Here is an 11,340-nt window from a genome sequence, read left to right as displayed (position 1 = left end):
AGTAATAATTTCAATACAACTGGTATAGACATCTATAGGTATATAGTTTATAATAATAGTGAGGTGATACAATGTCCATTGATAAAAATAGTCCCATTCCTGTTTATTATCAGTTAAAGGAAGATATATTAAAAAAAATAAATAGTGGTATTTGGAAGCCTGGACAATGTATTGATAGTGAAAGAGAACTATCTGATACCTATACTGTAAGCAGAATGACTGTAAGACAGGCTCTTGGAGAACTTGTACAGGAGGGCATCTTAGTAAGAGAAAAAGGTAAAGGGACCTTTGTTTGTGAACCTAAGGTAAAGCAGAAGGACATAATGAGCTTTTCAGAAATGGTGAAAAAAATGGGTCTGAATTTAGAAACAAAAATAAATTATTTTAAAAGGATGCCAACACCTGAAAACCTAGAAGGTCTATTTTTATTAGATGAGGTATATAAAATTGACAGACTGAGAATTGTAGAAGGTGAAGTCATTGCAAATGAAATAATCTATATTCCCTGTGATTATTGCGGTTATATAGATAAGGAAAAACTTCAAGATTCCTTTTATAAAATATTAAATGAATATGGTTATACCATTGACCATTCAGAGGCTTCAATTCAAGCAATACTAATGGATGATTATTACAAGAAACTTTTTAATGTAAAAGATTCAGTTCCTCTAATAAAGTCCAGCAGCAGAAATATTACCTCAGATGGTAAGCTTCTATTTGTGGAAGAATCGGTATATAGATCTGACAAGTATCTTTTAGAAGTTAATATATTTAGAAGAGAGGGTAAAATAAAATGGAATTAATAATTGCAAAAAATTATGAAGAAATGAGTAAAATAGCAGCAAAGGAAATAGCTAAACTTGTTTATGTAAAACCTGATGCCATACTTGGCCTAGCTACTGGAAGTACTCCAGAAGGCGTATATAAGGAATTAATTGAGCTTAATAAAGAATCAAGAATTGACTTTTCAAAGGTAACCTCCTTTAATCTTGATGAATATAAAGGATTATCAGGAGATCATCCACAAAGCTATAGATATTTTATGGATACAAAGTTGTTTAATCATATAAATATAGATAAAGCTAATACTCATGTGCTTAGCGGAGTAACTAAGCATATAGAAAAGGAATGCGAAGAGTACGACGCTGCAATTGAAGCGGCTGGCGGAATTGATCTGCAGCTTCTAGGTATAGGTGGTAATGGGCATATAGGTTTTAACGAACCATCAGACTATTTAAATATGAACACTCACTTAACCAAGCTTACAAAAGATACAATTGAAGCAAATTCAAGATTTTTTAATAAGATTGATGAAGTTCCTACTGAAGCAATAACTATGGGACTTGGATCCATAATGAAGGCAAAAAAAATAATTCTTCTAGCAAGCGGAGAAAAGAAAGCTGAAATTATTGCAAAGCTGGTACAAGAGAAAATAAGCACTAAAATTCCAGCTTCACTATTACAAGTTCACCCAGATGTTTTAGTAATAGTTGATCAAGCTGCAGCTTCAAAGCTTAATAATACTGATAAATAAGTCTACTTATAGATAAATCTACTTTTAAGTAGATTTATTTTTTTGATTAATAATTTTAAAATAGGAAAATATATAAAATGGTATTTATAACTTCAGCAATTGAACACCAAATTTCATTGAAGTATAATATAATAAGTTTTAATAGAAATTTGAGAAATGCGGTGAAAATAATATGGCAAAAGCAAAGAGTTTTTATGTTTGCCAAAGCTGTGGTTACGAAACACCAAAGTGGCTTGGCAAATGCCCCAGCTGCGGAGCTTGGAACAGTATGGTAGAAGAACAAAAAAGTCTCCCATCAGATTTCGGCAGGGCAATAACCATAAGCAGCGGTAACAAGCCTAAGAGTATAGTTAACATAAAATCTGGTGAATATGAAAGATATGATACTGGTATTGCTGAACTAAACAGAGTATTAGGAGGAGGATTAGTTAAAGGCTCCTTAACTCTTATTTCTGGAGATCCTGGAATAGGAAAATCTACTTTACTGCTTCAGACTGCAAATAATATAGCAAAAAATGTTGGAAAAGTACTTTATGTATCTGGCGAGGAATCTGAAGAACAAATAAAGATGAGAGGAGACAGACTTCAAGCTATGGCACCTGAGCTTTATATCCTTTCTGAAACTAATATTGAGATAATAGAGCAGCATATTGATGAAATAGATCCTATCTTTGTAATAATTGACTCCATCCAGACACTATTTAAAACAAACTTAACCTCTGCACCTGGAAGTGTATCTCAAGTAAGGGAATGCTCCAGTGATTTAATGAGGCTTGGGAAGACCAAGAATATTCCATTCTTTATAGTAGCCCATGTAACTAAACAAGGTGAATTAGCTGGACCTAGAGTACTAGAGCATATGGTTGATACTGTTTTATCCTTTGAAGGTGAAAGAACAGAGGAGTTTAGGATATTAAGAACTGTAAAAAATAGATTTGGAACAACCAGTGAAATTGGAGTCTTTGAAATGGTTAGTGAAGGACTTAAGGAGATCAGTGATCCATCTAGAGTTTTTCTTGAAGAAACAAGCTTCACTCAAGAGGGTTCTGTAGTAATTGGAGTAATGGAAGGTACAAGACCAATATTGGTTGAAGTTCAGGCCCTTGTGAGTGAGACTAAGTCTCCTATGCCAAGACGAACTGCTGTAGGTATAGAAAATTCAAGACTAAGCCTTATCTTAGCAGTCTTAGAGAAAAAGCTTAGAATCCCCTTTTATAACTGTGATGTATATGTAAATGTGGTAGGGGGCCTCAATATTGACGGCACTTATGGGGATTTAGGTCTTGCCCTGGCTTTAATCTCCAGTATAAAAGGCAAGGAAATTAACCTAGAAAAAGTTCTTGTAATAGGTGAGGTTGGACTTACAGGTGAAGTTAGACCTGTTTCTTATTGTGACAGGTTAGTTAATGAGGGGATAAAGATGGGCTTTAAAAATGTAATTATACCTTTAAGAAATAAGGATAAGGCTTCATTAAAGGAAGGAAATTTAATTCTAGTTTCCTCTCTTAGAGAAGCTATAAATAAGGTTTTTAGCAAATAAAGTCGTTATATGCAGGTGATTTTTGTGAGACTAGAAAAAGATAAAGAACTATTAAGCATACTTAAGCTTATAGCACCAGGTACATCCTTAAGAGAGGGCCTGGAAAATGTTCTTCGTGCAAAAACAGGTGGACTTATAGTTATCGGTGATACTGATGTTGTGCTTAGTATAGTTGATGGCGGATTTTCTATTAACTCAGATTATACACCTACATATTTATACGAACTTGCTAAGATGGATGGAGCTATAATTTTAAGTACTGATTTAAAGAGAATATTAATTGCAAATACACAAATTATGCCAGATTCAAGTATTCCTACAGTTGAAACTGGAACAAGACATAGAACAGCTGATAGAGTTGCAAAACAAACTGGAGTCATTACAATAGCCATATCCCAGCGAAGAAATATAATTTCAATATATAAGGGAAATGTTAAATATATATTAAAGGACAGCAGTGTAATTCTAACTAAGGCAAATCAGGCAATCCAAACCTTAGAAAAGTATGTGGCCGTATTTGATGCAGTTATTGGAAATCTAAATCTTTTAGAATTTCAAGACTTAGCAACTCTTTTTGATGTAATGACAGTAATTCAAAGAAGTGAAAGAGTAATGAGAATAGTATCTGAAATTGAAAGATATATTTCTGAACTTGGAAATGAAGGAAGACTTATATCTATGCAGCTTAACGAGCTTGTTAAATCCATTGAAGAAGATGAGATGTTTTTAATAAGAGACTATTGTGAGAGTAATTTAGATTTTAATGATATTTACAAACAAATTCAGTCTATTTCCTCAGATGAACTCTTAGATCTTGATGTATTAGCTAAGGCAATAGGTTATTCAGGTATTCCCTTAGTTGATACTCTTATTTCCCCAAGAGGTTATAGAATGCTAAGCAAAATACCAAGAATACCAACTGGTGTAATTGAAAATTTAATTAAAACCTTTAAAGAGCTTAAGGGCGTTTTAGATGCCTCCTATGAGCAGTTAGATAAAGTTGAAGGTATAGGAGAGGCAAGAGCTAAAGCTATTAAAAATGGACTTAGAAGGCTCAGAGAACAGGTGATTATAGAAAAACAAATATAAAAATGGCATCCACATGACTTATTTCTGAAATAAGTCATGTGGATGCCATTTTTATATAAACATTATCTCATACTAAACTTCCCAAGAGTATCAATTCTATCATATTCCTTTAGTAAAACATCATATAAATTTAAATCTAGAAGATTACATAGTGAAGCAACATAAAACATGTGATTGCCTATTTCTCTTTCTAGTACTTCCCTGCAGTTTTCACATAAGGAGCCTGAAACATGTGTTTTAAGATGATGCTTTAGCTCTTCAATATCATCTGTTAAGGCGGGCATTTGCTGTTTATTTGCGTCAACCTGCATGCAGCCACAATTTGTAACAGTTTTGGCTACTGCCCTATTAATTCTTGCCTCAGATTCTTGAAGCTTGGTCATTATATCTAAAATACTTCTATGTCTAAGCAAAGATTCATTTACAGAGTTTTGAAAATCATCGAAGATTACGTCTTTCACTAAGTCTCAACTCCTTTATTAGTTTAAACATCTTCCTATAATGTAATTATAAAATTTTTTAGACAATTTTGTCAATAAAACTATAGGACAATTTTTTGTTTCTCTATATATAATAAATCAAGAATACTTTTATGGATAGGGGGATAAATATGTTAAGTGTTGGGAATAAGGTATTTATACCGAATTATGGTGCTGGTATTGTTGAAAATGTTGAATTTAGAAAAGTATATGATACTATTTATAAAATTTTAGATATAAAATTAATGATTGATAAAATTAATTTGTCAATTCCCTTTAACAGAGTTGAAGCATACAGAATAAGAGAAATTGTGACTCCTGAAAAACTTTTGGAATGCTTTGAAATTATTAAAGAAAAACCTCTAAAGTTAGAAAAAAAATGGAGTAAAAGATATAGGGAAAATAATGATAAACTGTATAACGGATCTTTGGATAAGGAATGTGAGGTGCTGAGAGATTTATATTATTTGAAAAGTGAAGGAATAATGCCTCCTGGAGAACAAAAGATACTAAGTAAAGCTGAAGACTTAGTTTCCAGTGAGGCTATGCTGGTTTTAGATATGGATATTGAGAGAATATATGAAATAATTCGCAGCTTAATAGTAAAATAAGGTAAATATATTGTAAAATAGATGAGCAAATCCTTGAAATTATTACTTTATTAAGATATATTAATTAATAAAGGATTTAAGTTTATGAAATATGTTCATACTTAAACAAGGAGGTGATTTTGTGCTGAGAAGAATTATAAGAGGGTTATTTACTTTAATAGGACTTATATTAGGTTTTTTTGTTGGTAAGCTGCTTTTAAATCCAGATTATTTTCCTAGCATATCCCATTTTAATAATAAAGGCATATTTTTAACTATAAGTGCAGTGATTTTTGGTTTAATATTTTTTCTTATATCATCATGGATTAATAAGTTGATTTTTATTGCAATTGATTATATGGAAAAGAGCATACAGAAGATTCCTGCAAACGAGATCTTGTTCGGTTCAATTGGAGCAATAATAGGACTCATAATAGCTTCCCTTGTCGGAGCTTTGTTTGCCCATCTTTCATATATATGGACTGTAATTGCTGTAATTTTTGCCATAGTTATGGCAACAGTAGGGGCCGATGTAGCTGTTAGAAAAAGAGAGGAATTAACATCATTTTTCTCAAGCTTTAAAAAGTCTGGAAGCTCAAAAGATAAAAAGGGGAAGGGCGCAGCAAAAGGTGACGCTAAGGTTTTAGATACATCTGTAATCATTGATGGAAGAATTTTTGATATTTGTCAAACTGGATTTGTTGAAGGTTCATTAGTAATACCTAATTTTGTTTTAGAAGAACTAAGACACATTGCAGATTCCTCAGATGGACTTAAGAGAAACAGAGGAAGAAGAGGCTTAGACATTCTAAACAAAATTCAAAAGGAATTAAATATTGATGTGCAGATCTACGAAAAGGATTTTCCAGATATACCAGAAGTAGATAGTAAGCTTTTAAAGCTGGCGCAGGTACTTAACGGCAAGGTTATAACTAACGATTATAATTTAAACAAGGTAGCTGAATTTCAAGGTGTACCTGTATTAAATATTAATGAATTAGCTAATGCTGTTAAACCTGTAGTATTGCCAGGTGAAGAAATGAGAATTCAGATAATCAAGGATGGAAAAGAATCAGGACAAGGTATAGCTTATCTTGATGATGGAACCATGATAGTTGTTGAGGGAGGAAGGAAACATATTGGGGAAACCTTAGATGTTATCGTTACTTCAGTACTTCAAACAGCTGCAGGAAGAATGATTTTTGCAAGGCAGAAAAACGAAGGAGATATATAGATCATAATTATGGGAAAAGTTTGTGCAATTGTCTTAGCTGCTGGAAAAGGCAAAAGAATGGGTGCAGGCATAAATAAGCAATTTCTTATTCTTAAGGATAAGCCGCTTCTTTACTATTCCCTAAAGGCATTTGAAAACTGTAAGGCTGTTGATGCTATTGTGCTTGTTACCGCAAAGGAAGAAATGGACTACTGTAGAACAAAAATAATAGATGAATATAAATTTAAAAAGATTATTGCTGTTGCTGAAGGTGGAGCAGAAAGACAAAACTCAGTTTACAATGGATTAATTGCAGCTAAGGGTTTTAAGGTAGTACTTATACATGATGGGGCAAGGCCTTTTATTGATAGTAAAACAATAGAAAGTGGAATTGATAATGCTATTAAATATGGAGCCTCAGCTTGTGGTGTTACACCTAAGGATACTATTAAAATTAGAGATGAAAAAGGCTTCTCTTTAGACAATTTAGACAGAAATACACTTTTTGCTGTACAGACTCCTCAATGCTTTGATTATGACTTAATCTTTAATTGTCATAAAAAAATAATTAAAGAAAATATAAGTGTTACAGACGATACCAGCATTGTAGAATATTTCGGGCACAAGGTGTTTCTATATGATGGCAGCTATAACAATATAAAAATTACAACACCTGAAGATTTAATAATTGGGGAAAAAATATTTGATAATTTGGTTAATAACTAGACCATAATATAAAACTCACCTTGTTTGGTGAGTTTTTATTTTATAAAATATTAAAATATATGAAAAAGGCGTTGATTATAAAATAGTAAATATGTATAATAAACAAGATTTAGTATAATTTATACTGTAGTTATGCTAAAATATTATAATAAATAAGAAGTAAATATTGGTACTTACACCAATTTATTTAAGGAGGTAAATGTCCTAAATGGGCATTTAAGAGCAATTATCGAGCGGGAGCGAGAGAGCTTAATTGCTCAGTGTTTCCGACTAAAGGAGGTATACCATGAAAATATATAACACACTTACTAAGAAAAAAGAAGAATTTGTTCCAATTACACCAGAAGAAGTTAGGATGTATGTATGCGGACCAACAGTATATAATTTTTTTCATATAGGAAATGGAAGGACCTTTATAGTATTTGATGCAGTTAGAAGATATCTTGAGTACAGAGGATACAAGGTTAAGTTTGTTCAAAATTTTACAGACATAGATGATAAAATGATAAAAAAGGCTAATGCGGAAAACACAACTGTAAGGGAACTTGGAAACAAATATATTGATGAATATTATAAGGACGCCGATGCCCTTCATATTGAAAGAGCTACCATTAATCCAAGGGCAACAGAATTTATAGATGAAATAGTAGCCTTTGTAAAAGACTTAATAGATAAAGGTTATGCCTATGAGGTTGATGGTGATGTATACTTCAGCACTAAAAAATTTACCCATTATGGTAAGTTATCAGGGCAGGATTTAGAAGAACTTCAAGCTGGAGCAAGAATAAGTGTAGATGAAAGAAAAAAGGATCCAATGGATTTTGCTGTATGGAAAAAGCAAAAGGAAGGAGAACCAGCATGGGAAAGCCCATGGGGTATGGGAAGACCAGGCTGGCATATTGAATGCTCCTGCATGGCACATAAGCTTTTAGGTGAAACTATAGATATACATGCTGGTGGAGAAGACTTGGTATTTCCCCATCATGAAAATGAAATAGCACAAAGTGAGGCAAGAACAGGAAAACCCTTTGCAAATTATTGGATGCACTCTGCCTTTATCAATGTTAATAATCAAAAAATGTCTAAGTCCTTAAACAACTTTTTTACTGCTAGGGAAGTACTTGAAAAATATGATCCAGACGTTATTCGTTTATTTATGCTATCTGGTCACTATAGAACTCAGCTTAATTTCAATGTTGAATTATTGGACTCCTCAAAAGCAGCCCTTGACAGATTGTACAATTCTATAGGGAATCTAGAAAGCCTTTTAGATGAAGTAAAGCAGGAAAATTTATCTTCTGAGGAAGAGGAATATGTTAAAAAACTTAGTGGTTATAAAGTTAAATATATAGAAAAAATGGATGATGACTTTAATACTGCTGATGGTATTTCAGTAATATTTGATTTGGTAAGAGAAGTTAATTCAAATGTAACAGTTAATTCATCTAAGAAGTTAGTAGAGTATTCTTTAAGTCTAATACGAGAACTAGGCAGACCGCTTGGAATACTTCAAAGCTCTACAAAAGGCAGTCTTGAAGATGAAATAGAAGCCCTTATAGCTGAGAGGCAGCAGGCTAGAAAAGACAAAAATTGGTCATTATCTGATAAAATACGAGATGATTTAAAGGAAAGAGGCATTATTCTTGAAGATACTCCTCAAGGAGTAAGGTGGAAGAAGGCATAAATTTTTTATGGAATTTGATATATTAAAAAATAAATTTACCATTCAAGAGGCTAAACAGTTAAATCCCTTGGTATTGGCTTTCATAGGCGATGCCATATATGAAGTATTCATTAGAACGCAGCTTGTAGATAAGAATAGAAGCCTGTCTGTACACAATCTTCATGTTAAAGCTATTTCTTATGTTAGAGCTCATGCTCAAAGTGAATTTATGAAAATAATGGAATCTCAGCTTACTGAGGAAGAAAACAATATATTCAAAAGAGGGCGTAATGCAAAGTCAGGTACTATACCTAAAAATGCAGATGTACAAGAATACAAAATGGCAACAGGCTTTGAAGCATTAATGGGATTCTTATATATAACCGAGCAAACTGAGAGATTGAACTATTTATTTAATATGGTAATTAGTATAAAATATACCTCCAAACAAGAAGGGACAAAGAATGAATAGAGAAAGAATTAATAGAGATACGAGAAGAGAAATTAATAAAAATGAAAAAACTAATAGAAGCAATACTGAAAAAGAAAGAAAAAATGAGGATGCTCAATTAAGAGAAGACTTAATTGAGGGCAGAAATGCGGTTATTGAAGCTCTTAAGTCCGAAAGAACCATTGAACAGCTTTTAATAGCAAAAGGGGATACTGAGGGCTCAGTAAATTTAATAATAGCCTTGGCTAAGGAAAGGCATATCGTAATTAAAGAGGTAGACCGTAAAAAGCTGGACAATATGTCTGTATCTAAGGCTCATCAAGGTGTTATTGCAATAGTAACACCCTATGATTATTTTGAGGTTTCTGATATTCTCAAGTATGCGGAAGAAAAAAATGAAAAACCTTTTATTCTTATATTAGATGAAATTGAAGATCCTCACAATTTTGGAGCTATAATAAGGAGTGCTGAAGTATGCGGTGTTCATGGTATCATCATTCCTAAAAGAAGGAATGTAGGTATTACTCCTATAGTTTATAAGACTTCTGCTGGAGCAGTTCAGCATATGAAAATAGCAAAGGTAACTAACATTAATGCTGTAATTGATGACCTTAAAGAAAGAGGCTTATGGGTTTATGGGGCAGATATGGATGGAGAAAATTATTGCTATGAAGTTGATTTTAGTGGTGCAGCTGCTCTTGTAATAGGCAGTGAAGGTAAAGGCATATCAAAACTAACAAAAAGTAAATGTGATGTACTAACTAAGATCCCCATGAGAGGAAACATAAACTCTTTAAATGCATCAGTTGCTGGAGGAATAATGATGTATGAAGTCATGAAACAGAGGCTTCAAAGAAGCTAAAGTTGAGATATATTTTTGCAGATGGGTACAATGTCCATAAAAAGTTTTAGTGAGCTAACAGAAATAAATAAGATAAAATTGATGAGAAGTTATAGAAAAGCTAGAAAAGATATGCAGAGACAGATAAAACAGCTTGACGGAAAAAATATTTTTAAGGTATAATCAAAGTTAAGGCATATTATTGCTTTGGGGGGGATATCTTGGAGAATATAGCTGATTCTGCAAATAATTTTTCTGAATTTATTAATAAGCTAGACGAAGAAATAGTTATCGAAGCGAAAAAGGGTAATATTAGAGCACAAGAGTATATTATGTCTAAATATCAGAATTTTGTCAAAGCAAAGGCTAAATCCTATTTTTTAATAGGTGCTGATAAAGAAGATATTTATCAAGAAGGAATGATAGGCCTATACAAGGCAATTAGAGATTTTAAACCAGATAAGCTGTCCTCCTTTAAGGCGTTTGCTGAACTCTGTGTTACAAGACAAATTATTACTGCAATAAAAACAGCAACAAGACAAAAACATATTCCTCTAAATACTTATGTATCATTAAATAAGCCTGTTTATGACGAAGAATCAGATAGAACTTTATTAGATATATTATCTATGGCAAAGATATCGGACCCTGAAGAACTTCTTATTAGTGAAGAAGAACTTAAATATATAGAAAATGAAATTGGAGAGGTTCTGTCAGACCTTGAAATGGAAGTTTTAGGTTCCTATTTGGATGGGAAGTCCTATCAAGAGATTGCTTGCGATTTAAATAGACATGCTAAGTCAATAGATAATGCACTTCAAAGAGTAAAAAGAAAACTTGAAAAGAGTTTATTCGGTAAGTAAAAAACGTATTGACATATAATACTGTTTATATTAAAATTAATAATTGCTACGTGGTGTTTTTATATTCAAGCGGGTGTAGCTCAATGGCAGAGCCCTAGCTTCCCAAGCTAGTTACGAGGGTTCGATTCCCTTCACCCGCTCCACTAGATTAAATTGCCCATATAGCTCAGTCGGTAGAGCGTCACCTTGGTAAGGTGGAGGTCACCAGTTCAATCCTGGTTATGGGCTCCAATAAATTTTAAATTATACAACACACCAGGATAAGTGTATTTGAAAGGGAGGAAAAAGAAATGGCAAAGGCAAAATTTGAAAGAAATAAGCCACATGTTAACATTGGAACAATAGGACACG

General features: G+C 32.7%; 13 protein-coding genes and 2 tRNA genes. 14 read left to right on the top strand and 1 reads right to left on the bottom strand.

Annotation, left to right across the window (positions count from 1 at the left end; translation table 11 throughout):
• The first annotated feature begins 71 nt into the window (after positions 1–71).
• The 4 genes from ACJDUH_RS19045 (at position 72) to disA (ending at position 4,163) form a co-directional block, all read left to right on the top strand.
• The gene (locus ACJDUH_RS19045) at positions 72–803 is read left to right on the top strand and encodes a GntR family transcriptional regulator (protein WP_406766814.1); all 732 of its coding nucleotides are present in this window, start codon (positions 72–74) and stop codon (positions 801–803) included.
• Positions 794–1,534, top strand: coding sequence for a glucosamine-6-phosphate deaminase (nagB, locus tag ACJDUH_RS19040; protein ID WP_406766813.1), 741 nt, complete (start codon positions 794–796; stop codon positions 1,532–1,534). Before ACJDUH_RS19045 ends, nagB begins: the two co-directional genes overlap by 10 nt.
• 172 nt (positions 1,535–1,706) lie before the next feature.
• Positions 1,707–3,074 (top strand): DNA repair protein RadA, encoded by a 1,368-nt coding sequence (gene radA, locus ACJDUH_RS19035; RefSeq protein WP_406766812.1) that lies wholly within the window; start codon positions 1,707–1,709, stop codon positions 3,072–3,074.
• Positions 3,075–3,098: 24 nt separating this feature from the next.
• Positions 3,099–4,163 carry a DNA integrity scanning diadenylate cyclase DisA gene (gene disA / locus ACJDUH_RS19030; protein ID WP_406766811.1) on the top strand — a complete coding sequence of 355 codons (1,065 nt, stop codon included), beginning with the start codon at positions 3,099–3,101 and terminating at the stop codon, positions 4,161–4,163.
• A gap of 62 nt (positions 4,164–4,225) precedes the next feature.
• Here the strand turns inward: disA and ACJDUH_RS19025 are convergent, their stop codons facing one another.
• The gene (locus ACJDUH_RS19025; RefSeq protein WP_406766810.1) at positions 4,226–4,624 is read right to left on the bottom strand and encodes a nucleoside triphosphate pyrophosphohydrolase family protein; all 399 of its coding nucleotides are present in this window, start codon (positions 4,622–4,624) and stop codon (positions 4,226–4,228) included.
• A 149-nt stretch (positions 4,625–4,773) separates the two neighbouring features.
• On the opposite strand from ACJDUH_RS19025, the gene ACJDUH_RS19020 reads away from it, so the two are divergent.
• The 10 genes from ACJDUH_RS19020 to ACJDUH_RS18975 all read left to right on the top strand — a co-directional run bounded on the left by ACJDUH_RS19020 (position 4,774) and on the right by ACJDUH_RS18975 (position 11,220).
• Positions 4,774–5,253 carry a CarD family transcriptional regulator gene (locus ACJDUH_RS19020; protein WP_406766809.1) on the top strand — a complete coding sequence of 160 codons (480 nt, stop codon included), beginning with the start codon at positions 4,774–4,776 and terminating at the stop codon, positions 5,251–5,253.
• Between the two features lie 121 nt (positions 5,254–5,374).
• Entirely contained in the window at positions 5,375–6,466 is a 1,092-nt protein-coding gene (locus ACJDUH_RS19015; RefSeq protein ID WP_406766808.1) for a PIN/TRAM domain-containing protein, read from the top strand.
• Between the two features lie 9 nt (positions 6,467–6,475).
• A complete protein-coding gene (gene ispD / locus ACJDUH_RS19010) occupies positions 6,476–7,171 on the top strand; it encodes a 2-C-methyl-D-erythritol 4-phosphate cytidylyltransferase (RefSeq protein ID WP_406766807.1) in 696 nt (231 codons plus the stop codon).
• Positions 7,172–7,457: 286 nt separating this feature from the next.
• Positions 7,458–8,855 carry a cysteine--tRNA ligase gene (cysS, locus tag ACJDUH_RS19005; protein WP_406766806.1) on the top strand — a complete coding sequence of 466 codons (1,398 nt, stop codon included), beginning with the start codon at positions 7,458–7,460 and terminating at the stop codon, positions 8,853–8,855.
• A gap of 7 nt (positions 8,856–8,862) precedes the next feature.
• Positions 8,863–9,306, top strand: a complete 444-nt coding sequence (locus ACJDUH_RS19000) for a Mini-ribonuclease 3 (RefSeq protein ID WP_406766805.1) — start codon at positions 8,863–8,865, stop codon at positions 9,304–9,306.
• Positions 9,299–10,147: a 23S rRNA (guanosine(2251)-2'-O)-methyltransferase RlmB gene (rlmB, locus tag ACJDUH_RS18995; RefSeq protein WP_406766804.1), complete on the top strand. Its 849-nt coding sequence runs from the start codon at positions 9,299–9,301 to the stop codon at positions 10,145–10,147. The genes ACJDUH_RS19000 and rlmB overlap by 8 nt, the downstream gene beginning before the upstream one ends.
• 30 nt (positions 10,148–10,177) lie before the next feature.
• A complete protein-coding gene (locus ACJDUH_RS18990; protein ID WP_406766803.1) occupies positions 10,178–10,309 on the top strand; it encodes a hypothetical protein in 132 nt (43 codons plus the stop codon).
• A 38-nt stretch (positions 10,310–10,347) separates the two neighbouring features.
• Positions 10,348–10,989, top strand: coding sequence for an RNA polymerase sporulation sigma factor SigH (sigH, locus tag ACJDUH_RS18985; RefSeq protein WP_406766802.1), 642 nt, complete (start codon positions 10,348–10,350; stop codon positions 10,987–10,989).
• A gap of 69 nt (positions 10,990–11,058) precedes the next feature.
• Positions 11,059–11,132 (top strand) — tRNA-Gly (locus ACJDUH_RS18980).
• A gap of 12 nt (positions 11,133–11,144) precedes the next feature.
• A tRNA-Thr gene (locus ACJDUH_RS18975) sits at positions 11,145–11,220 on the top strand.
• The last annotated feature ends 120 nt before the right edge of the window (positions 11,221–11,340 follow it).

Origin of the sequence: Candidatus Clostridium radicumherbarum (genome assembly GCF_045310525.1) — a bacterium.
In the GTDB taxonomy this organism is placed as follows: Bacteria; Bacillota; Clostridia; order Clostridiales; family Clostridiaceae; genus Clostridium_AT; species Clostridium_AT radicumherbarum.
Note: the sequence above shows the minus strand (reverse complement) of the source record. Positions and strands in the feature narration are given on the sequence as shown.